The organism is Xylanibacter brevis P6B11 (assembly GCF_000621825.1).
GTDB lineage: Bacteria > Bacteroidota > Bacteroidia > Bacteroidales > Bacteroidaceae > Prevotella > Prevotella brevis.
In genome coordinates this window covers 32,530-54,982 of sequence record NZ_JHXG01000009.1, presented here as the reverse complement: position 1 = coordinate 54,982, position 22,453 = coordinate 32,530, and the positions used below count along the sequence as shown (strand labels likewise).

15 protein-coding genes and 1 pseudogene are annotated in these 22,453 nt (G+C 50.9%); 4 read left to right on the top strand and 12 right to left on the bottom strand.

Translation table 11 applies throughout. The annotated features are described in order from the left end of the window. Positions 1-3: 3 nt before the first annotated feature. The 5 genes from mreD to T496_RS0105635 form a co-directional block, all read right to left on the bottom strand. Entirely contained in the window at positions 4-504 is a 501-nt protein-coding gene (gene mreD / locus T496_RS0105655) for a rod shape-determining protein MreD (RefSeq protein WP_027449882.1), read from the bottom strand. A 3-nt stretch (positions 505-507) separates the two neighbouring features. Then, the gene (mreC, locus tag T496_RS0105650; protein ID WP_027449881.1) at positions 508-1,368 is read right to left on the bottom strand and encodes a rod shape-determining protein MreC; all 861 of its coding nucleotides are present in this window, start codon (positions 1,366-1,368) and stop codon (positions 508-510) included. Then, positions 1,368-2,390 (bottom strand): rod shape-determining protein, encoded by a 1,023-nt coding sequence (locus T496_RS0105645; protein ID WP_027449880.1) that lies wholly within the window; start codon positions 2,388-2,390, stop codon positions 1,368-1,370. The genes mreC and T496_RS0105645 overlap by 1 nt, the downstream gene beginning before the upstream one ends. 19 nt (positions 2,391-2,409) lie before the next feature. Then, the gene (locus T496_RS0105640) at positions 2,410-3,003 is read right to left on the bottom strand and encodes an IMP cyclohydrolase (RefSeq protein WP_027449879.1); all 594 of its coding nucleotides are present in this window, start codon (positions 3,001-3,003) and stop codon (positions 2,410-2,412) included. Between the two features lie 111 nt (positions 3,004-3,114). After that, positions 3,115-4,053 carry a UDP-glucuronic acid decarboxylase family protein gene (locus T496_RS0105635; protein WP_027449878.1) on the bottom strand — a complete coding sequence of 313 codons (939 nt, stop codon included), beginning with the start codon at positions 4,051-4,053 and terminating at the stop codon, positions 3,115-3,117. A gap of 190 nt (positions 4,054-4,243) precedes the next feature. Between T496_RS0105635 and T496_RS0105630 the strand changes: the two genes are divergently transcribed. Further along, positions 4,244-5,749: an SLC13 family permease gene (locus T496_RS0105630; RefSeq protein WP_081783560.1), complete on the top strand. Its 1,506-nt coding sequence runs from the start codon at positions 4,244-4,246 to the stop codon at positions 5,747-5,749. Positions 5,750-5,849: 100 nt separating this feature from the next. On the opposite strand, the gene T496_RS0105625 is transcribed toward T496_RS0105630, so the two are convergent. The 3 genes from T496_RS0105625 to T496_RS0105615 form a co-directional block, all read right to left on the bottom strand. Continuing rightward, complete coding sequence (locus T496_RS0105625; RefSeq protein WP_027449876.1) at positions 5,850-6,791, bottom strand: glycosyltransferase family protein; 942 nt, start codon at positions 6,789-6,791, stop codon at positions 5,850-5,852. 115 nt (positions 6,792-6,906) lie between these two features. Next, positions 6,907-9,300: a translocation and assembly module lipoprotein TamL gene (tamL, locus tag T496_RS0105620; protein WP_027449875.1), complete on the bottom strand. Its 2,394-nt coding sequence runs from the start codon at positions 9,298-9,300 to the stop codon at positions 6,907-6,909. Further along, positions 9,284-13,795 carry a translocation/assembly module TamB domain-containing protein gene (locus tag T496_RS0105615; RefSeq protein ID WP_052342097.1) on the bottom strand — a complete coding sequence of 1,504 codons (4,512 nt, stop codon included), beginning with the start codon at positions 13,793-13,795 and terminating at the stop codon, positions 9,284-9,286. The genes tamL and T496_RS0105615 overlap by 17 nt, the downstream gene beginning before the upstream one ends. Before the next feature lie 958 nt (positions 13,796-14,753). On the opposite strand from T496_RS0105615, the gene T496_RS0105600 reads away from it, so the two are divergent. The 3 genes from T496_RS0105600 to T496_RS0105590 all read left to right on the top strand — a co-directional run bounded on the left by T496_RS0105600 (position 14,754) and on the right by T496_RS0105590 (position 16,833). Continuing rightward, positions 14,754-15,347, top strand: a complete 594-nt coding sequence (locus tag T496_RS0105600) for a TetR/AcrR family transcriptional regulator (protein WP_027449873.1) — start codon at positions 14,754-14,756, stop codon at positions 15,345-15,347. 24 nt (positions 15,348-15,371) lie between these two features. After that, positions 15,372-16,109, top strand: a complete 738-nt coding sequence (gene fabG, locus T496_RS0105595; RefSeq protein ID WP_027449872.1) for a 3-oxoacyl-[acyl-carrier-protein] reductase — start codon at positions 15,372-15,374, stop codon at positions 16,107-16,109. Between the two features lie 61 nt (positions 16,110-16,170). Beyond that, the gene (locus T496_RS0105590; protein ID WP_027449871.1) at positions 16,171-16,833 is read left to right on the top strand and encodes an RluA family pseudouridine synthase; all 663 of its coding nucleotides are present in this window, start codon (positions 16,171-16,173) and stop codon (positions 16,831-16,833) included. 120 nt (positions 16,834-16,953) lie between these two features. Here the strand turns inward: T496_RS0105590 and T496_RS13575 are convergent. From T496_RS13575 to T496_RS0105570, 4 genes and pseudogenes are all read right to left on the bottom strand, one after another. Then, a pseudogene (locus T496_RS13575) lies at positions 16,954-18,114 on the bottom strand (cyclodeaminase/cyclohydrolase family protein); the annotation flags it as partial. Between the two features lie 301 nt (positions 18,115-18,415). Then, complete coding sequence (locus T496_RS0105580) at positions 18,416-18,850, bottom strand: transglycosylase SLT domain-containing protein (protein ID WP_027449870.1); 435 nt, start codon at positions 18,848-18,850, stop codon at positions 18,416-18,418. 327 nt (positions 18,851-19,177) lie between these two features. Then, positions 19,178-19,612: a transglycosylase SLT domain-containing protein gene (locus T496_RS0105575; RefSeq protein WP_027449869.1), complete on the bottom strand. Its 435-nt coding sequence runs from the start codon at positions 19,610-19,612 to the stop codon at positions 19,178-19,180. A gap of 187 nt (positions 19,613-19,799) precedes the next feature. Continuing rightward, a complete protein-coding gene (locus T496_RS0105570; protein WP_027449868.1) occupies positions 19,800-22,388 on the bottom strand; it encodes an endonuclease MutS2 in 2,589 nt (862 codons plus the stop codon). Between the last annotated feature and the right edge of the window lie 65 nt (positions 22,389-22,453).

The following is a 22,453-nucleotide window of genomic DNA, read 5'->3' as shown; positions in this document are numbered from 1 at the left end:
CTTTTATTTCTTTCTGAGACTCTCTAAGGCCAGAATCAACATGGTCGTCAGTATGCTGCTTCCAAAGATGCACATGAGCCAATGGAAGAAGTTGAAGAAGCTGAATGCTTCGATGGTGTAGAATGCCACACAGTAGATGAGCAGCAGGATGTATGTCAGCGATAGGAACTTACCAAAGCCTAGTGTGCGGCTGGAGGTCTTGATGTAGTCGTCGGCATTGCGGGGCAAGAACAGCTCCAGCAGGTAGGGCTGCAGTGCGCCAATCAGCGTGAGTGACATGGCAGCCACGCCGGGCGTGTTGGTGAACATGTCCATGGTGAGGCCCATGGCAAAGCTCCACAGCAAGATGGCCCATTTAGGGTAGTTGCGTGGAAACATGATGACGAAGTAAACATAGATAAGGGGGATGGCGCCATAAAGAATGTCCATGCCGTTGAATACCAGAACCTGTGACAGCCCCAGCAGCACGAATTGCATCACCCGTTTTAATAGATCGTATATCATAGCTTACTTCAGTTTTGATAGTGAGTCAGTGGCTGCCGTGTTCAGGCGTGCACGCTCGGCAATTGAAGGGTCGTCGAACACGCAGACATCGCGCAGTTTACCAAAATCTGTAGAGAGACGGACTTTCACTCGATAAGAAAGACCGTCGGGCGAGTTATAGATGGCCAGAATCCTGCCCACAGAGATGCCTGGAGGGAAGATGGTAGAGAAACCACTGGTCTCTACCCAATAGCCTTTCTTGATGATGGCATGACGAGGCACATCTTCCAGATAGGCAATGGCAGGATCCGTACCGTCCCATACCAGATAACCGAAATAGTCGCTCTCGCGGATGGTGCAGCTGATGTGTGAATGGCGGTTCAATACAGGCAGTACCACAGAATAGTGGTCGTTGACCATATAGACAACACCCACTATGCCTTTACCACAGATTACACCCATATCGCGTTTAATGCCATCGGCACTGCCACGATCAATGGTTATCAAGTTGTCGGGATTGTTTATGGAATTGTCAACCACCTTGGCGGGAATCCATCTTACCTGGCTCAACACTTGTTTTTCGTCGGGTAAGAACATGGTGGTATCTCCTCGTAGTCTGGCATTCTCCTTTCTGAGTTCGTGCAGTTTTTCTTCCAAGTAGATGTTGCGCTGCGTCAATTGTTCGCTGCGCTGGGTTAGAGAGAAAAACTGCCAGAAGCTGGACTGCCATTCATATACTTTTCCTGCGATGGCATTCGACGAGGATACCCACATGCTACCCTGGTAGTTGTTGTATCCAAACAACATCACACCACTGACGATTTCCAATACGAGGAAAATCAGCCAGTGGTAGTATTTGATGATGAATGCGAGCAGGTTATTCACTATCGCATCAAGAACGAGAATCGGTCAACATTCTTAAGTGCAATACCTGCACCCTTAGCAACAGAGCGGAGAGGATCTTCAGGAACATGGAACTGAATGTTCATCTTGTCCGTCAGACGCTGGTCAAGACCGCGCAGCAATGCGCCACCGCCGCTGAGGTAGATACCGTTCTTGACGATATCTGCATACAACTCGGGAGGTGTGCTCTCCAGTGCAGAGAGAACGGCATTCTCAATTTTGGCAATGGTCTTGTCCAAGCAGTGAGCAATCTCCTGATAGCATACGGGCACCTCCATAGGCAGGGCTGTGATACGGTTTGGACCGCGTACGATGTAGTCTTCGGGTGCTTCGTCACCAAGGTCGGTCAGTGCAGAACCTACGTGAATCTTGATACGTTCGGCCATGCGCTCAGAAACCTTGATGTTGTGCTGGCGAAGCATGTATTCCTGAATATCGGTAGTCAGATCGTCACCGGCCGTACGGATGGAGTTGTTGGATACAATGCCACCCAGTGAGATGACGGCAATCTCGGTAGAACCACCACCGATGTCAACAATCATGTTTCCTTCGGGGGCTTCAACGTCAACGCCAATACCGATGGCTGCAGCCATGGGCTCGAAAATCAGATAGACATCGCGGCCGTTAGCATGCTCGGCAGAGTCGCGTACGGCACGCAGCTCAACTTCGGTAGAACCAGAAGGAACGCCGATGACCATGCGAAGAGAAGGCGAGAAGAAATGATGTCCTGTGTGAACCATGTTGATGAGTCCACGCATCATTTGTTCGCAAGCAGAGAAGTCGGCAATCACGCCATCGCGCAAAGGACGGATGGTACGAATGCTATCGTGTGTCTTTTCGTACATCAACTTGGCCTTTTGTCCTACGGCAATCATCTTGTCCGTACGACGGTCGAGCGCTACGACAGAAGGCTCGTCTACCACAATCTTGTCATCACTGATGATAATTGTGTTTGCTGTGCCAAGGTCCATGGCCAGCTCTTGTCTAAAACTGAAAAAACCCATTAATGTTATTAATCAATTATTATTTTTCAAACCAGCTGTGAATGGCTGTGTCGTAATGACTGCTGACGCCGAAGGCACGTGTGGCAAACATCTTACGGTCCTCGATGTCGGTCTGAGCACCCTTCTTGTTCAGGATGTCGAGCAATACGCTGTACTCTGCCTTTGAGGGAACGATAACGACGTCCTTGAAGTTCTTGGCAGCTGCGCGGATCAGTGAGATACCGCCAATGTCAATCTTCTCGATGATGTCGGCTTCGCTAGCACCGCTTGCAACGGTCTGCTCAAAGGGATAGAGGTCAACAATGACCAGGTCAATCTCGGGAATCTCGTACTGAGCCATCTGCTCACGGTCGCCTTCGTTGTCGCGACGTGCCAGAATACCTCCGAATACTTTTGGATGTAATGTCTTTACGCGTCCACCCAGAATAGAAGGGTAGGTGGTAACATCTTCTACCTTCTGACAATTGTAACCCAGTTCTTCAATGAACTTCTGTGTGCCACCTGTTGACAGGAAGCTAACTCCCTCTGCATTAAGCTTTTTCAGTAACTCGTCGAGTCCGTCTTTGTGGAAAACCGAAATCAAGGCAGTCTTAATCTTTTTTACTTCAGCCATAGTATTTTTATGTGATATATTATAACGAGCTGCAAAGGTACAAAATAATTCGTAAAACGCGGGTCTTTCTTTTCAATAATTAACGGTGCTTACTCTTTTTTTTATTCAAAGTCAAGTGTTTAGCTTCTTGCGGAAGTAATCGATGATATAATCAAGTCCTTCGTCAAGCTTGACCTTGGGCTCCCAGCCAAGCTTTTCTTTGGCTAATGTGATGTCTGGACGGCGCATCTTTGGGTCGTCGCTGGGCAGGGGTTGGAAGACAATCTTGCTCTTGCCGCCAACCTTTTTCAGCACTTTCTCTGCCAGTTCCAGCATGGTAAATTCGCCTGGATTGCCCAGATTCACAGGGCCTAAGAACGAATCGTCGGTGGCCATGACTCTGATCATGCCTTCAATGAGGTCACTGACATATTGGAAAGAGCGTGTCTGCTGACCATCACCATAGATGGTAATGTCTTCTCCACGCAGCGCTTGAACCACGAAGTTGGAAACGACACGTCCGTCATTGGCGGCCATGCGGGGGCCGTAAGTGTTGAAGATGCGTATCACCTTTGACCTCACACCATGCAAACGGTGATAGTCAAAGAATAATGTTTCAGCACAACGCTTGCCTTCGTCATAACAAGAGCGTCGGCCTATTGGGTTCACGTTGCCCCAATAGCTTTCTGGCTGTGGGTGCACATTGGGATCACCATAGACTTCACTTGTTGACGATTGCAATATCTTGCAGTGCGTTCGGCGAGCCAGGCCAAGCATGTGGTAGGCGCCGAATACAGATGTCTTGGTCGTTTGTATTGGATCGTTTTGGTAGTAGATGGGGGATGCAGGACATGCTAGGTTGTAGATTTCGTCGACTTCTGCCCAATATGGATTAACGACATCGTGGCGTACTAATTCGAAGTTGGGCTTGCCAATCAGGTGCCACACGTTTTCTTTTGAACCAGAATAGAAGTTGTCTAGGCATATTACATCATTTCCTTCATTCACCAGACGTTCGCAGAGATGTGAGCCGATAAAGCCTGCACCTCCAGTAACTAGAATTTTCTTCATAGTTTAATAGAACATTATTATATTATAGTATTTTCGCCTACAAAGGTAAGAAAAAAATAGGTTATCACAAAGAAAAAGGCTAACGAAAATAAAATGCGATAATAATTTGTGTTTATAAACTTTTTTTTTGTACCTTTGCGCTCGAATTTTAATAATCAAACTATAAAAATTACAAAAACAGTTAAACAAAATGGTACACCAACACATAGGTACTCATCTCGTTGACGTGGCCAGAAGATGGCGACATGAACGTAAATATCACCCTGGTAATAAATGTAAGATAGCGGCAAAGATAGCCACCGTGGCTATCGTTACGCTGTTGCTTTGGTTTATGCCAGCCGACTGGTTCGGAATTGCGGGATTAACAGTTATACAGCAGCGCATTATTGCTATCTTTGCTTTTGCAACGCTGATGTGGATTTTAGAGATTGTTTCTTCGTGGGCAACATCTATTGCTATCATCGTGTTGATGCTGCTATTCTGCTCTGACAGTGGTATTGCGCCGCTGGTAAATCCAGATGAAGTTGGTAGTGTTCTCTCTCACAAAGGTGTGATGGCTTCGTTTGCCGATCCTATCATCATGCTGTTTATCGGTGGTTTCGTTTTGGCTATTGCTGCCACAAAGACTGGTCTCGATGCACAGCTGGCAAAAGTGCTGCTCCGTCCATTCGGCACACGTAGTGAGATGGTGCTTCTGGGTTTTCTGCTCATCACCGGTCTGTTCTCAATGTTCGTATCTAACACAGCTACGGCAGCTATGATGCTTACATTCCTTGCACCTGTATTCCATCAGCTTCCTCCCGAGGGTAAGGGCCGTATTGCACTTGCAATGTCTATTCCTGTAGCAGCCAACCTTGGTGGTATGGGTACACCTATTGGTACGCCTCCTAACTCTATTGCCCTGAAGTACCTAAACGATCCAGAGGGACTGAATTTGGGTCTTGGTTTCGGACAGTGGATGATGTTCATGTTCCCACTTGTTATGTTGCTGCTGTTCATCAGCTGGCGTCTGTTGCTTAAGTTCTTCCCATTCAGTCAGAAAACGGTAGAGCTGAAGATTGATGGTGGTATGCAGAAGGGATTCCATTCGTGGGTAGTCATCATTACATTCATTATTACTGTAGTTCTTTGGCTTTCTGACCGTTTTACCGGTATCAATGCCAACACAGTGGCCATGATTCCTTTCTGTATCTTCGCCCTCACAGGTGTTATCAATAAGCGCGACCTTGAACAGATCAACTGGAGCGTGATTTGGATGGTAGCCGGCGGTTTCGCACTTGGTTATGGTCTTAACTCGTCTGGTCTGGCAGCTAATGCTGTAGAGAGCATCCCCTTCGGTGAGTTCTCACCGCTGCTTATCCTGCTCATCGGTGGTGCTATCTGCTATCTGCTGTCTAACTTCATCTCAAACTCTGCTACAGCAGCTCTGCTGATGCCTATTCTGGCAATGGTCTGCGGTGCAATGGGCGACAAGCTTGCACCTATCGGAGGTACACCAACCGTTCTTATCGGTGTGGCTATTGCAGCCTCATCAGCAATGATTCTGCCTATCTCAACCCCACCAAATGCTCTTGCTTTTGCTACGGGCTATGTCAAGCAGAAGGAAATGTCGAAGATAGGTATCATCATGGGTGTCATTTCTATGGTATTGGGTTTCGGCTTGGTTTACATGATGGGTACACTTCATCTCATTTAATGAAGCAAGCTTTCGTATCGTAAGTTCTTAAAGAGATAAAATAAATAGCGACCTCACTTCGAAGATGAGGTCGCTATTTTTTATTGATATCTGTTAAAGCTTAGAACAGCTTGTTGGGATATACACCGTCGTCAACCAGCTTCTTGATGCGTGCTACGGTAGCATCACGGTCGGCAGCATAAGTGACGCCAAACCATACGCTGGTGGTGTCGAGTACCTCGCAGGTAGCGGTGCCTTCGTTGATGAGTTTGTTGACCATCAGAGGAATGAAGAACTCTGCCTTCAGGTTCTCCATGTTCTTAGGATCGCTGAGGAACTCCTTGAAGTAAGCCTCAGAGTGCTCGAAGTAGTCGGGAGTGAAGCCCCACATGTTCATAGACACGGGTACGTTCTCGCCGAGTGCCACCCACTTGCCGTTCTCGTCCTTGTAGCGGATGGGCTGGTTGGCATCGCCAGCATTAGAACCGTCTTCTGCGCAACGAACGATCTCTGTGCGCTCAACAACGTCAGTCAGGTGACGCTTGTCGTTGTAAGCACATACGCCACGAGCTACAGTACCATTCTCAGAAAGTGTGTTGCTCACGCGGAAGCCAACCATGGCATACTGGTTCTTGGCGCCCTCGGGCAGGTTGCTCAGGTATTTGCCAATCTGCATGAAAGCATCACGGCCATAGAAGTCGTCGCAGTTGATAACGCAGAAAGGCTCCTTGATAACGTCCTTACCCATCAACACTGCGTGGTTGGTTCCCCAAGGCTTTACACGTCCTTCAGGTACTTTGAAACCTTCGGGCAGTGCGTCGAGGGCCTGGAAACAAAGTTCGCAAGGTACCTGTCCTTCATATTTAGCCAGAATTTGTGTGCGGAACTGCTCTTCGAAATCTTTACGGATGACCCATACGATTTTGCCGAATCCAGCCTGGATGGCATCGTAGATACTATAGTCCATGATAGTCTCACCATTGGGGCCCAGACCATCGAGCTGCTTCAGGCCACCGTAGCGGCTGCCCATGCCAGCAGCGAGCAAGAATAAAGTTGGCTTCATTGTTTCTTTTCTTTTTATAAAGTTGGAATTTTTAATGCTGCAAAGGTACTATTTATTGTTGAAGTAACCAAATGATTTTTTGGAAAAGTGTCATATGCGTCTCTGTCTCACGCCTTTAGAATGGGTATCCAATGGCAAAATGCAGTGAGTGCATGTCCTTGAAACGTGGGATGTTGAAATAGCCCCCTTTCGATGTCTCGTAGGGCACGTGCAAACCGAATCCCCAGTCAATGCGCACCACCAGAAAGTCAAGGTCGTAGCGTAGGCCAAGACCCGTGCCGGTGGCTATCTGTTTCAGCAGATTCTTAGGTTCAAATTTCGTTTCGCTGGTGGCCTTGTTCCAATCCTCTATGAATGTCTCTTCTTTGCTGTTTGTAGCACTGCTTTTGTCGATACTGTAGTCCGAACTGCTCCACACGTTGCCGGCGTCCAGGAAGACAGCGCCATAGAGGCTGCCGAACAGTTGACAACGGTATTCCAGGTTCATGACCAGTTTCGTATTACCGTTCTGCAGTAAGTATGACATCTGCTTGTTGACATTACCTCCAAAGCCACCAGGACCGATGCTGCGCACCGTGAAAGCACGGATGCTGTTAGCACCGCCCACGTAGAAGCGCTCGCTGAAAGGAGCTTCGTTCGAATTGCCAAAGCACCACATGTGGCCAGCATTCAGGTGACCCACCAACTGTGATTTGTTGTCTATCTTCCATGTCTTGGTCAGGTCTGTCTCTATCTTCACATACTGTGAATAAGGGTTCTTGAACAGCTTCTTTCCCTTTTCGTTCCATCCGTGACCTTTTATCAGCACATCATAGAGAGCCACCGCATTGCCCGATTCCTCGATCACGGTTTCCCAATGCACTGGTGAACGGTGCTTCTTCGACGACCCTTGGTAGATATGCGTATAGCGCATCTTCGGGATGAAGTAGTCATCCATCGAGGTCATCAAGTACGGATTCTGGCTCAGCATGTCGTCGAAGCGCTGCGTGCGTGTGTTGATAAACTGATATTTCAGTGTTAGGGGCGAGAACTCCTGATGTGTACTTTCTCTTGTTTGCCATCGATAGGTCCATTCACCGCTGACGATATGCATTTTATAGTAGTCAGGCCGGTTCACGATGTCAGTAGAAATCTTGGCGATGGTCCATGGTGTGGCAAAGAAGCGGCGAGGGCGCTTGAAACGTCCGTTCTTGTCGCGCTTCAGTCGTTCGCTGACAAATGGCGCCACAATGCGTGGAAACTCGACCGAGGCATCGGCACCATATTGATACGTGTTCATGTTGCTTTCCTGCGAACTGGTCTGCCATTCATACGAGCCATGCACGTTGATGTCCAGCTTTTCTCCGCCACGGAAGGCGTTTCTTCTCACAATACCGGCCTTTATTCCAGGTCCCATGCGCCCGATGGTGCGGTTGACAAAGTTGCCCTCCACATAGACGTCCCACGGCTGATCGAACGTGCAGTTCAGCGTCATGTCTAACGTGTCGCGGTCGCGTGGTGCAAACTGAAGGTCAACCGACGAGAAAACGCCCGTGGCGTTCAACTTCTGCACCGTTTGCATGTAGTCGTCATAGCTGAAAGCCTTGCGCGAACGTAGTTTCATGTCGCGGAAGATGACGCGTGGTCTGATGGGCGCATGCTTCTTGTCGCCGCCCCAGAACACCTTCAGGAAACTACGGCCGATGCTGTCTGTCATCTCCTCGCGGAAAGATTTCTTAAGGTTCACCCTCACATTACCCACATACCAAGGGCGCAGGGCCTGTTGTGGCAGCGAGTCGGCCAGCTGCAGACGCAGCTTCGCACGGTTCGCGATATCAAAAGTGTCTGCCAGATACGAGGCATATCCCGGTTGATAATAGTAGTAGCCATTGTTTCTGAATAACTGACTCAGTCTGCTTCTCTCGCCATCGAGCGATGCCACAGAGAACGGCGAGCCATTCACGATTCTGGCTTCGCTTCTGGTTGAGTCGATGAGTGCCTGCATGCCTTCCGGGAAGTTGACGTATTGCAGCGTGTCTATCGTGTAGAGCGTGTCGAGCACCACGGTATAGCCAATCTTCATCTTCTTCCTGTTGCGTTGAGGCACCTCTTGGTAAGTGACGTCGCCATGCATATATCCGTTCTTTCTCAACACCGAACGAGCCACCGAGGCGCGCAGAGCCGGGTTCACCTGGCTCATCAATACCGGTGCCTTGCCAAACGATTTGTTCAGCCACTGTTTGAATTTTCCACTAGAGCCATGTGCGTAGTTGTATATCCACAGTCTGTAGGGGAACGGCGTGCGGTAGTAGCTCGAGCCAAACAGCGCACCGTTAGGCGCTGTGGCCAAGGCTGCTTCTATCTCCTCTTGTGTCTCGATGAAGTAGTCATCGTCCACATAATTCTTATATTCAATCTTTGTGAGTCCTGTGAACAGTTTGTCGTCCTCAGGTACCATTTTCGTGGTGGAGCAAGCACCGGCAAGCACCATCAACAGTAAGCATGCTATATAGTTATTTCTTCTTTTCATATGGTTGTGGTGTCTTGATGCTGTCGTTGCTCTCTTTGCGTGGCAACAGCGAATCCAGTTTGCGTTTCCAGATATAGCCACCGCCATATTCACCGGTGTAACCCTCTAGCCAGTCGTAGATGTTCTGATTGTAGAACAACTTCACATATTGGTTCGATGTCGGCGTCAGTCGGTATTCCATGGACACGTTGTCAAAGAACGACTGGTTCTGGCCATTCTGCTGTGCCTCGCTTCCCGAAGAAACCTTTCCGCCAATCTGCACTTTCAGACGGTTGTTCCAGAATCGCTTTGCAAACTTAAACGAGTAGTCTGTGTGCATCTGTCCCGTGGCATCTGTGCTGTTGTCCAGACCAACGCTCAGGTCAACGGTCTTCAGGGCGTTGCCCGTGATGTTGTTGATCTCACTTTCCAGGAACGAGCTCAGTGCCGAGTTCATCGAGAAACCGCTGGTGTTTCCGTCGGCCAGATACATGCCTGTGGTCAGCATGGTGACTGCCAGCTTGCCGCGCTGTTCGGGCGTCATGGCCTGCAGTTCGCTGGAGATGCTCATGTCTTCAGGTGCGTTGATGATGAATTGCAGTCCCATGTTGTTCAGTGTCTGTGTGATCACTACGCCGCAGTCGAACAGCACACTTCTCGACGCCTGTCCCTCGCTGCCCACACTGGCACGGTTGCGCTCTGTTGCTGTGATGTTCAGCGTGGGGTTCATGGCATCGCCGGTGAATTCCACGTAGCTACCGTCTTGTATGGTGAAGGTCTTCAGCGGTATGACTGGCAGCGAGTATTTCATCTCGCCGCTGGTCAGTGTGTATCTGCCGTTCAGCGTCAGGCTCTCTGTGTTGTTGAATCGCATGCGCAGGTCGCCACCGCCAAACAGATCCACATAGTTGCTGAGGTCTGCGTTGAGGCCGCACTTTACGTGTGCACCCGGGTCAATGCTGATGCGCAGGTCCATGTCCATGCCCTCGGGAGCCGGACGCTCAATGACCATCTGCGTGGAATCGCTGAAGTCGGTGAACTTCACCAGCTCGTCCAACTGGTTGTCTGTGGATAGTGGAGAGTCTAATAATAAATAGGTGAGGTCTGTGGTGCCCAGCACGTCGAGCTTGCCCAGCACCTTCAGACGGTCTATCGGACCACGCATCACGGCAAAGAAGTTCACGAAAGCCTTGCCGAAAGCCAGTGACTTGGCGGTCTGTTTAGCGTTGATAAGCTGATAGTTTGTGGCCCTCATGCGCACATCCATGCTCATGTTGTCCATGTCGCCAAAGTCGATGAAACCCTGGATGTTCAGCGGGTTGTCGTTGTAGGCATACATGGTGAAGTTCTCCAGCAGCAGTTTCGAGTCCTGTATCAGCACAGGGTCGTTGTCGAATCGCAGACGAATGCCGTAGGGGATGCTGATCAGGTAGGCCGAGTCGAGCATCACCTCACCATCCATGTCGAGTTTGTCCAGTGAGCCATTCACGCTGATATCTCCTTCGGCATATCCCTCCAGACCAATCAGCTGGTCGGGTATGAATCCGTTGATGAGCGACAGTGGCGCATGCATCAGCGACAGGTTGGCATCCAACTGCTCTTTTCCGCCCGTCTCCTTCTTGTTGCGGTAGTTACCCTTCAGCTGGGCCACCTCTCGGCCGTTCTGCATCATGGTGCCTTCCACGGCATGCGTCTGGTCCTCACGTTGCAGATACACAAACTCCGTGGCGATGGTGCCCATCGCACTTCCTTCGTAGGTCATCTGTTTCACCTGCATGTCGCTGGCCACAGATATCTGTCGTTGCTGGTCCATCATCAGGTGATAGTCGCCATCCAGCTGGCCGGTGATGCGTGGCACGTAGGGTAGGGCTGCCGTGAGCTGTGCTAGGTTGATGTGGTGCAGACTGACGGTCAGGTCCTGCAGCAGTGTGGAGTCCTGACTCTCCGAATAGACCTTGATACCTGTCCCGTCGTCGGCCAGCAGGTCCACCTTTGCCTGCAGCTTGAAGTCGTTGCGCAGGAACAGGAAGTTATCTTTGTTCAGTGCAAACTCCTTGTAGCCGATGGTCGGGCGGCTAGGCATCAGTGTGAAGCGCAGACCGTCGCTCTCCATCTCTACCTTCGTGCCCAGTCGCAGGCCCATGTCGCCATTACTGTCGTAAAAGCGCACGCCCAGGCTCAGACCGTGCTCCTGCAGCAGTCCGTCGGCTGTGGCGGTGAAGACAAACTGCGGGTTGCGGCGGTTGTTGGCCACTCGGCTTTGGAAGGTCAGTCCGTGGTCGCTGTCTTTCAGCGTCACCATGATGGTGTCTATGCGGGTAGAGTCGGCATTCAGTCCGTAGATATGTGCCTGTCCGTTGATGCCATGCTCGGCAGAGGTGGTCAGGTCGATGCCCAGGTCTTTGAAATCAATGTTTTGCGACACGCGCAGAATATCGGCGAAGGGATTCTCGCGGCCACTGCTCACGTACAGGCGCATCGTGGGCAACAAGCGTTTGATGGCCTGCTGGTCTATCGCCCTGCGATTGTTCAGCTCCATGATGGTGTCGCCGAGTATGGTCAGCTTGTCTATCAGCTTCTCGTAGTTGCCGCTGGCATCAAACTTCACGATGAGGTTGCCGTTCTGCAGTCGGGCATAGGTGGTGTCGGGTTGTGCGCTGATCAGCACACCCAGGTTTTCCGGATGGAACGTGTTGGCCGAGTCGCGCAGGTAGATATCGCTGAACAGTCCGCTCAGCTTATGACTCTGCTTCAGGTCACTGTTCACGTTGAAGTTGCCCGCCAGTCCTATCTGCAGCGGCTCTTCCATGATGCCCAGCGCGTAGAGGTCCAGCAGGTTCAGTTGGGTGCTGACGCCCAGTTGCGAGATAGCCTCTTTCTGTCCGATGCGTGCATCCAGACAGATGTCGCCATCGAACACGCGGTTTCTGCCGTTCACCTCCAGTTGACCGTGACCGTTCTTCAGGTGTCCCATCAGCAGGATGCTGTCCAAGTGTAGCTTGCCGTATTGCAACTTGCTGATCTCGCCCTCGGCATCCATCCACGACTTGCGGTTCTGGAAGTCCAGTCCCTGTCCTTTGGCAAAGAACATAGCACTCAGGTCGTAGAGCGAGTCTTTGGGCAAGAAGGCATGCAGGTCCAGTCGATGTATGTCAATGTCGGCCTGATAAGCCTCAGTATTCTGGTTAAACTGCAGGTCGGCCATCATGCTGCGTTCCCCCGGCCATTGCTGTGCAAACAGGTGCGCATTGTATTGCGGACCGTTGATGTCGGCATCGCCGTTCAGTGTCAGTCCACCTGGGATACGTATGTTGTTTGGCAGACCGAACATCGGTGTAAGGAAGCCCATGTTGAAGGTCTCGGCCCTCAGGTCGAGCTGTGCCAACAGCTTGTCGGTGTCCATCAGGTTGCCCACTTTTCCGTTGGCTTCCAGGCGGAATGCCGTAGGCAACTCAGCCACCAGCTCGTGTATCTCCGCCTCTTTCATGTTGCCATCCATGCGTCCTCTCAGTGTCAGGGGCATAGCAGGCCAGTGGCGCACCATCGTGGCGTCCAGGTCGGGCGCAAACACCAGCATATCTTTCATGGCCAGATGTGCCAGCATGTCGATGTGCATCTGTCCGGGGTTGACAGAGTCGGCTATGTTGAAGTCCACATCCACGTTGCCGCTGATGTCCGACTGCGGTGTGCAGAGCCTTAGCGAAGCCAGTTTCGCATTCGTGTCGCTCACGCTGACGGCGCCGTGCAGTTCGGTGATTTCCAGTCCGCCTTGCTCCTTCAGGGCCGCCTGTCTGACAATCAGTTTGGTCAGCGGGCTTTTGAAGGCAATCGAGTCGATGCTCACGTTGATGTCGGTCAGTGCTATATGACTGTAGTCCATGCCCCTTTGCTGGCGCGGTTCGTAGGGCAGGTCATAGTAGGCCCGGCCGTTTTTCCAGTCGAAATGACCTATTCTGTAGTCCTCTTTGCCCAGGTCGATGTCGCCATCCAGCATGTTTGCCTCGCCGATATAGCCACCCACGAGCATCGAGTCGCCAGGCATGTGCAGAGCCACCTGCGTGTTTCTCACGGCCAGCTTCTCTATGCCGATGCGCCATAGCAGCGGTTCAGACTCTGTGGTATCTACGGCAGCCGTGTCGCTCATCAGTATCGTCACGTTGGCATCATCCAGCGCGATGGTGCTCAGGTCCACTTTGCCGGCCAGTAGGTGTATCTTGCTGGGCTCCAGTTGCAGTCGGCCCATCGCGCCCTTCACCTGGATGTCGGGTATCAGGCTCAGTGTGTTCACCTTGGCCTCGCTGATGCTCAGCTCGTCCACCACCACGTTGCCCACCAGCAGTGGCAACAGTCTGACGTCTATCACCACGCGCTTGATGTCGGCTACGGTGTCGGCTGTCTCGCTTTTCACCACCACGCCATCCACACCCAGATCCAGCGGGAAGTCCAGGTCCACATGTTCCACGGAAATATCGTAGCCCGTCTGCTCAGAAGCCACACGCGCCACCTGCTGTACCATCCAGTTTTGTACGGGTGGTACATATAACAAAATAAAGAGCAAAAGAAACAATAAAACCGGAATGAGGATCACTATCCCTATCCGTTTAACCGTTTTACTCATATTATACATATTTATAACGAGTGCAAAAGTAAATGTTTTTTTCGATATACACAAGTATTACAGGCCCTTTTTATTGGGGTAATAGGAAGTATATGTCCATTTTTGTCTCTCAATACTTGCTGTTTTGCTCCCCAATACTTACCAAGCAGCATCCTTGTTTCTCCACTCTTGTCATCTCATATTTCCCCTTTTGCTCCGATTCTAGAGTCTAGAATTCATGATTCCAGACTCTAGAACCGTTCAATCTAAACTCTAGATCAGTCCCATCTAGACTCTAGAATTCCCGAATCCAGACTCTATATCAGCATCAAAACTAAAGGAATTGCAGCGCAATACTGGCACTATTAGAAATCAAAACGCCTCATATTGCTGATGAAAAGTGCCCCTCCTAATTGCTGGTAGCTCAGATTTCCTCCCCCTTGGGGAGGTTAGGAGGGGGTCTGGTACGAAAAAAGCCCGATTAAATCGGGCTTCTGTAGTTGCGGAGGCAGGACTCGCGCTCGGCCCTTTGGGACGCTTCGCTTTGCGAAGAACTGCGACCGGGAGCATGTGAGAGTCTGCCGTAGCATACGAAAAAAGCCAGTCGAATTGACTGGCTTCTGTAGTTGCGGAGGCAGGACTCGAACATGGGCCCTCGAGGTTATGAGCCTGGCGAGCTACCAACTGCTCCACTCCGCGATGTGATTTCTATGCTTTGCAGAGGGGTGTCCCTCATTTGCGGCTGCAAAGGTACGGCTATTTTTCGAGATGACCAAATTTTTCTGCATCTTTTTTCATTTTTGGCATCTTTTCCACCCAAAAGCTTGGCTGTTTAAAATAAAAACCGTACTTTTGCACAATACTAAATTAGTGTGCAATGTCAATATCCAAAACCCGACAACTATTGGTTGATGTCGCCAGACAACTGTTTGCTAAGAACGGTCTTGAGAATACGACGATGAACGATATCGCCCAGGCTTCTGGTAAAGGGCGACGTACGCTTTATACCTATTTTAAGTCGAAGGAGGATATCTACTATGCTGTCATCGAGACAGAGCTGGAGCGACTGAGCGACAAGCTCGATGAGGTGGCTGCACGCAAGATTAGTCCGCAGGAGAAGGTCATCGAACTGATCTATACCCATCTGAGCATGATTCGTGAGACGGTGGTGCGCAACGGTAACTTGCGTGCCGAGTTCTTCCGCAATATATGGATGGTGGAGAAGGTGCGCCGCCATTTCGACGATGCCGAGGTGGAGCTGTTCCGCAAGGTGTTTGCCGAAGGAAAGGAAGACGGCGAGTTCGACATCGATAATGTCGATCTGGTGGCCGACATTACCCACTACTGTATCAAGGGCCTGGAGGTACCTTATATATATGGTCGTCTGGCACGAGGCATGACCGAGGAGGCTACGAAGCCTCAGGTGGCCAAGTTCGTGTATGGCGCACTGGGAAAGAAAAACAAGATTTAGTAATTTTAATAATTAAAACAAAAAATGGGATTGTTAGAAGGTAAGACTGCACTCATCACTGGTGCAGCACGCGGTATCGGTAAAGCTATCGCACTGAAGTTCGCCGCTGAAGGCGCAAACATTGCATTCACCGACCTGCAGGTCAACGAAGAGACAGAGCAGGAGATTGCTGCTCTGGGCGTAAAGGCAAAGAGCTATGCTTCTAATGCTGCCGACTTCGCTCAGACCGAGGAAGTGGTGAAAGCCGTTAAGGAGGAATTTGGTTCAATAGATATTCTGGTGAACAATGCTGGTATCACCAAGGACGGACTGATGCTTCGCATGACCGAGCAGCAGTGGGATGCTGTGATTGCCGTTAACCTGAAGTCGGCATTCAACTTCATCCACGCTTGTGTGCCCGTGATGATGCGTCAGCGTGGTGGTTCTATCATCAACATGGCATCAGTAGTAGGTGTGCATGGTAATGCTGGTCAGGCTAACTACGCCGCTTCTAAGGCTGGTCTGATTGCACTGGCTAAGTCAATCGGTCAGGAGATGGGCCCCAAGGGTATCCGTGCTAACGCCATCGCTCCTGGTTTCATCGACACCGCAATGACTCAGGCTCTGCCCGACGAGGTTCGCAAGGAGTGGTGCAACAAGATTCCTTTGCGTCGTGGTGGTACCGTCGAGGATATCGCTAACTGCGCTACCTTCCTGGCTTCCGACATGTCAAGCTACATCAGCGGACAGGTTATCCAGGTTGACGGTGGTATGAACATGTAATTGAAAAAATAACCCAACCCCAACCCCTCCACCATGGAGGGGCTTTTTGATTAATAGGACTATGGACGTAGTTTACGAGGACAATCATATTATCATCGTCAACAAGCAGAGCGGAGAGATCGTGCAGGGCGACAAGACTGGCGACCGGCCTCTTTCTGACATTGTGAAAGACTATATCAAAGAGAAATACCAGAAGCCTGGCGAGGTGTTTCTGGGGGTGGTGCATAGGTTAGACCGTCCTGTGAGCGGACTGGTGGTCTTTGCCCGCACGTCGAAGGCGTTGACGCGTCTGAACAAGATGTTTGCCGAGGGACAGGTGCACAAGACCTACTGGGCACTGGTGCAGGGCTGTCCTGAAAAGGATGAGGACTTGTTGACGCACTGGCTGACGCGCAACGAACAGCAGAACAAGAGTTATGCCTATCAGCGCGAGGTGCCGCGGTCTAAAAAGGCACAGTTGAAGTATCGGGTGCTGAGTCGGGGCGATAACTACTCGCTGGTGGAGGTGCAACTGATGACGGGGCGCCATCATCAGATACGCTGTCAGCTGTCGGCCATCGGCTGTCCTATCAAGGGTGACCTGAAATACGGCGCCAAGCGCAGCAATGCCGACGGCAGCATTTCGCTGCAGTCGCATCGGGTGGAGTTTGTGCATCCTGTGTCTAAACAGACTATCTGCCTGGAGGCTCCGCTGCCGCCTGATCCCCTTTGGAAGAAGTTTTAAGAACTATGATATGAGGAAAGTGGCACTTTACCATGCGTAAAGTGCCACTTTTCTTGTGGAAAAGCGGCACCTTGCTGATATGATTCTTAGGTGTTTTTACAGATAGAGGGGGTGGCGTGCTTAATGATAGCCCGATGTCAACTTCTCGTTGACGATAGCCAGGATTTCCGCCTCGTGAAGGTCGGACCGGCTGATGAGATCCTGTGCCTCTGAAATCAGTTCCTTGGCTTTGGTGTGGTCTTTCAGTTGTCTGGCGTTAAGCTTCACCTTCAGGCCGGCACCGATGACGGCCGCACGAGCAGCCAGTGCACCTATACCGGCATCGCTGGCATTGGCAGGACTGCCCTCTTTGGCCATGGCCTTGCAGATAATGAATGCCTGCATAGCGGATTTCATCGTGCGCAGTGGCACTTGAGCGGCATAGAGGGTGGCCTCCTGGATGGCTTCTGTGCGCAGGGCCTTTTCCTGTTCGTTGACGTTGGGCATGCCAATGGCTGTCCTCAGCCTGTTGTAGGCGATGGCATCTTCGTCTGTCAGGTGGAGCAGCGTTGTTGTCAGGTCTTGTCCCATGGCGGCCCAATCCGAGAATTCTTGCCATCGTTCCTCCCATCCTACCTTGGCCGACGAGAGGTTGGCAACCATCGTGCCTAGGGCGGCAGCCAGTGTTCCCATGTAGGCGGCAATGGTGCCTCCGCCGGGCGCGGGATTCTCGCGTGTGGTGTCTTCGGTGAATGCTTTCACGCTGAGGTCCACAAGTTTGCGAGGCGCCTCTTCTTTTTCTCTCTTCTCGTCCTCCAACAGGTATTCTATCACCTGTTTGCGCACGTTGAACGGCTTCACTGTGTCGAGTCCCATCGACTTGATAGCGATCTTGATGATGTCGTCTTCAGGCACGCCGAGCGAGCGATGCTGCTTCTCCAGGAAGTGTTTGCCGGCATCAATCAGGGTCTTTTTGCTCACGGCTCCCACCAGTTCAGTGCCCGTGATGCGGATGCCACGGCTTTGAGCGTAGCGGCATACTTCGTCGAAGGCCTTGTGTATGGGGGTCACGTCCAGGTCGGTGATGGTCATTGTCAGTTCGGCAATGCCATATTCATCGACATATCTTCCGAAGGCTTCGGTACATTTCAGTGTGCCTGGCTTCATCATGGGTTGTCCTAGGTCATCGTAGATGATGGCGCCCGTGGGTAGGTTGCCTTCGCGCATCGGACGTCCGGCCTCGCGCACATCACCTGCAATAGCGTTGGCACTGCGTGCCGAGGTGGTGTTGAGGTGGAAGTTGATGGTAGCCTTGTGCTGTTCCATGTCATGACAGGAAGCACTTCCGACGTTTCTTTCTTCGATTATCATACTGAATAATTCATTAGGTCCTTCTTATGTGTAGTTAATATCTTGTTGCAAAGATACATACTTTTTTTCTTTTTAACAAATATTTAGTAAAAAAAAGCCCCATCGTCAGGTTTTTGGTCTGACCATCGGGCTTGTATGCTAGCATCTTTTAGCAAAATGTTCTTTGTTTGAACGTTTGCGAGGCTTCCTTTGTGTCCCGTTGGTGCTTCTGACCTGGATGTGACGGGCGAGCCTACTTCATGCAACGTATCACTTTCTTGTAGTAACTGTTGGTGGCCCTTATGCTGTAGCAGGGACCGCCGTTCCACAAACGTATCGCCTTTTCGATGTTGTTCGTCTTGTTGTGATACGATTGAATCAGGAGGAACATCTCTTTCGACTTTCTGACATCATAACGGTCGTTCATCGAGTACCTCAGTTTGCGGCCCAACTTCTCAAGAATCTTGTTGCACTCCTTGACACAGATGGGCGTGATCTGCATGGCGCCTACCGAGTTCCCACTCACGGCGTTTGGATTTCCTCCGCTCTCTACCTGAATGATGGCCTCCATCACGGGGGTCCAGTCAAACGGGGCTAAGCTTTCGCTTCTAGTTACTGCCTCAGCTCCGAGAGGCATCAGGGTTAGAATCGACAAGCTTAGACAGATTTTCTTCATTAGTCTTGTCATATACTTTATTTCTTTCGCTGGACCCCTGTGATATGCGCGATTCACCAACGGGAAGACATCGGCATGGCCTATGTTTTGGGACATGGGTGCTTCGTTTTATTTCGCGTATCAAAAGAGGAGTCCGTGGTTATGTAGTTATAGATCTGGTGCAAAGGTAGTTATAATATTTTGATTATACAAATTTTTCTTAAAAAAAATCCGATCGCCAGGTTTTATCCTGCCAATCGGACTTGTTTATAGCATGTTTGCAAAATGTTCTCTTTTGAACGTTTGCGGGGCATTTTGAGTTTCCCATTGATGGCCTGTGGTCATCGCTTGTGGGAATGCCTACTTTATGCAACGCATCACTTTCTGATAGTAGCGATTAGTAGCCTTTACGCTGTAGCGGGGTCCGCCATTCCACGAACGTATAGCCTTTTCGACGTTGTTCGTCTTGTTGTGATACGATTGAATCAGGAGGAACATCTCTTTCGACTTCTTGACATCGTAACGGTCGTTCATCGTGTATCGCAAATCGCGTCCTAGCTTCTTCAGAATCTTATTGCATTCCTTGACGCAAATAGGGGTGATCTGCATGACGCCTACCGAGTTCCCACTCACGGCGCGTGGATTTCCTCCGCTCTCTACCTGAATGATGGCCTCCATCACGGGGGTCCAATCAAACGGGGCTGAGCTCTCGTTTCTTGTGGCTGCCCCAACACTAAGGGGCATCAGGGTTAGAATCGATAAGCTCAGACTTACTAGCTTCACAAATCTTTTCATATACTCTATTTTATGGGGCTTTGCCAAGGCCCTCGTTTCTTTGCGTACAGTGCGTATGCCCGTCACGGGGAACGCCTGTTATCCTGAATTGCGGTGCAAAGTTAGGTATATTCTTTTGAAGAATAATCAAAAGTGAAAAGTTTTGTGCACGCACACAAAGGTTTTATTGACTTACATCAATTATTCGTTAATCCAGTTCGACCACGGTAATACCGGCGCCGCCAAACTGTACATGTTCGTCGCGGAAGTGGCTGACATTCGGCACGGTAGCCAAGTATTGACGGATGAGTTGGCGCAGAATACCGCTGCCTGTACCATGCAGAATGCGCACGCTCGACACGCCCATCAGGATGGCATCGTCGATGAAGTAGGTCACGGCATTGATGGCTTCGTCGCCACGCATGCCGCGTACGTCCAGATCCTGTCGGAATTTGGTTTTACGTTCGTCTATGGTGTTGCGTGTCATGCGCGAGGTCTGAATGGCCAGACCCTCATGTTTTGAGGCTGCCTGTTCGGCGCTGGCCTTTGCCTTCTCTCTTTCCGAAGCGGTCTCCAGACGGTCAATTCGCATCTTGGTCTTCATGCCGCCAAAGATGACGGTGGCCATCTTGCCATCTATCTTCTCTACCTCGCCCAAAGAGGTGAGGCCTTTGATGCGCACGATGCTGCCCACCTCGATGGGAGCCGATGCTGTCGTTGCTGAGGGGGTGCTGGGTTTCAGCGATTGGGCAAGGCTCTCTGTTGTTGCTTCTGAAAGGGCCGCCTTCTTTTTCTTTTCCTCTTTTCGCTTCTTGCGCTCTTGTATCTGGCGCATCTTGCGTTCTATCATCTCGTCGTTGGCACGTGTGTCAATGTCGGTGACTTGCTGCTTGAAGGTTTCCAGCTCTTCGCGAATACGGCGTGTGGCCTCTTTCTCGGCTTGTTGTTCGCGTATCTCGCGGATGGCATTCTCAATCTTCTTGTTTGTTTGTGCCAACAGCTCTTCGGCTTGTTCCTTGGCGCGGCGCAGAATCTGTTTGCGTTCCTGCTCAATCTCCTCGATGCTCGCCTCCAGTTTCTCGCCCTTCTGCTCCAGGCGCTTCTCGTGCTGGTGGATGGTCTGGCGCTTGCCTTCCCAGTAGCGCTTGTCGCGCACGATGTCCTGCAGGTACTTGTCGCTCTGGATATATTCTGTTCCCACAATCTCTGAGGCATCGTTGATGACCTCCTCGGGCAGTCCGGTATTGCGGGCAATCTCAATGGCAAACGAAGAGCCCGGCTGGCCGATGCTCAGTTGGAAGAGGGCCTTCATCTGATGACGATCGTAGAGCATGGCACCGTTCACCACACCTTTGTGGTCGTCGGCAAAGTGCTTCAGGTTCTGATAGTGGGTGGTGATGATGGCAAAGGCGTGCTTCTTCCAGAACTGTCGCAGCACGGCCTCGGCTATGGCACCGCCAATCAGTGGCTCCGTACCACCGCCAAACTCGTCGATCAGCAACAGCGTGTGCTCGTTGCAGTTGCGAATCATCTGTTTCATGTTCATCAGGTGGCTTGAGTAGGTTGACAGGTCGTCCTCGATGCTCTGCTCATCTCCAATGTCTATCATGATGTTTCTGAACAAGCCACATGACGAACGCTCGCTCAAAGGAATACTGAGACCGCACTGCAACATGTACTGCAGCAGACCTACGGTCTTCAGACATACTGACTTACCGCCGGCATTAGGACCCGAGATAATCAGGATAGATGCACCATCAGCCTCTTTCTTGTTGCCCAGCAGGGTGACGTCTAGCGGCACCACTTTCTTGTTTTGCTTCTCCAGCGAGTGGGCCAGCAGTGGGTGCACGGCTTGGATCCAGTCGATATGTGGCGTGTCGCCAACGTGTGGCTCATAGGCTTTCTGTGCTTTGGCCAATTCTGCCTTAGCCCTGATCAGGTCTATCTGAGCCAGAAACTGGTAGGAGTCCAGTATATCCTTGACGTGCGGACGTACCTCGTCCGAGAATACCGTCAGTATTCGGATAATCTCACGACGTTCCTCGGCTTCCAGTTCGCGGACGCGGTTGTTGGCCTCAACCACCTCTGTTGGTTCTATAAAGACGGTCTTGCCAGTGGCACTTTCATCGTGCACAATACCGCTGATCTTGCGCTTTAGCCCAGGTGCGATAGGTATCATAAGGCGCCCGTCGCGTATGGTTGGCGCTGCGTCTTTATCTACCAGTCCTTCGCGCTGCGCACTATGTAATATACTATATAATGTACGCGAGATGCTACCCTCAGTCTTGGCCAACTCATGGCGAATGCTGGCCAGCGTCATGGTGGCACCATCTTTGATCTTTCCGTATTTGTCGATGATAGAGTCGATGCGACGTATCATGGCTGGGAATGTCATGATGTCGGTGGTCAGTCGTTGCAGGGCAGGATAGGGGTAGGTCGTCGTCTCGCCTTTCTCCTCGCCATCCTTGTTCAGGTAGGCCACAATCTTGCTGATGGTCTCCAGCGAGCGGCGCAGGTCGAAGAGCTCCTGCTCTTCAAAGTGTGTGCCAGCCATGCGGATGCGTGCCACGGCTTCGCGCACGTCAAAGAAATATTGTAGGGGGAAATCGTCGGTGGTCTCTTGCAGTCGGCGGAACTCACGAATCTGTTCCAGCCATTCGTTCACTTCGCTGGCAGAATCAGAGAAGTGGACCTCGTCAACTTTCTCGCGTCCCAGCGAGCTGAGACAGTGTCCACGCAAGAGAGAACGAATATCTTCAAAACCAATCTTATATTCGTAATTATTTGGATAAATCATGGTGCAAAGATACAAATTTACCATGATATTGCAAAAAAGTTGCTGAAAAATTTGCAGGAGTGGAA

Bases quoted from the DNA above. Each gene is read 5' to 3' on its own strand.
- T496_RS0105630 (WP_081783560.1), top strand. From the start codon at position 4,244: ATGGTACACCAACACATAGGTACTCATCTCGTTGACGTGGCCAGAAGA.
- T496_RS0105570 (WP_027449868.1), bottom strand. From the start codon at position 22,388: ATGATTTATCCAAATAATTACGAATATAAGATTGGTTTTGAAGATATT.
- T496_RS0105575 (WP_027449869.1), bottom strand. From the start codon at position 19,612: ATGAAAAGATTTGTGAAGCTAGTAAGTCTGAGCTTATCGATTCTAACC.
- T496_RS0105635 (WP_027449878.1), bottom strand. From the start codon at position 4,053: ATGAAGAAAATTCTAGTTACTGGAGGTGCAGGCTTTATCGGCTCACAT.
- T496_RS0105645 (WP_027449880.1), bottom strand. From the start codon at position 2,390: ATGGGTTTTTTCAGTTTTAGACAAGAGCTGGCCATGGACCTTGGCACA.
- tamL (WP_027449875.1), bottom strand. From the start codon at position 9,300: ATGAAAAGAAGAAATAACTATATAGCATGCTTACTGTTGATGGTGCTT.
- T496_RS0105600 (WP_027449873.1), top strand. From the start codon at position 14,754: ATGTCAATATCCAAAACCCGACAACTATTGGTTGATGTCGCCAGACAA.
- fabG (WP_027449872.1), top strand. From the start codon at position 15,372: ATGGGATTGTTAGAAGGTAAGACTGCACTCATCACTGGTGCAGCACGC.
- T496_RS0105625 (WP_027449876.1), bottom strand. From the start codon at position 6,791: ATGAAGCCAACTTTATTCTTGCTCGCTGCTGGCATGGGCAGCCGCTAC.
- T496_RS0105640 (WP_027449879.1), bottom strand. From the start codon at position 3,003: ATGGCTGAAGTAAAAAAGATTAAGACTGCCTTGATTTCGGTTTTCCAC.
- T496_RS0105590 (WP_027449871.1), top strand. From the start codon at position 16,171: ATGGACGTAGTTTACGAGGACAATCATATTATCATCGTCAACAAGCAG.
- T496_RS0105615 (WP_052342097.1), bottom strand. From the start codon at position 13,795: ATGGTACAGCAGGTGGCGCGTGTGGCTTCTGAGCAGACGGGCTACGAT.
- T496_RS0105580 (WP_027449870.1), bottom strand. From the start codon at position 18,850: ATGACAAGACTAATGAAGAAAATCTGTCTAAGCTTGTCGATTCTAACC.
- mreD (WP_027449882.1), bottom strand. From the start codon at position 504: ATGATATACGATCTATTAAAACGGGTGATGCAATTCGTGCTGCTGGGG.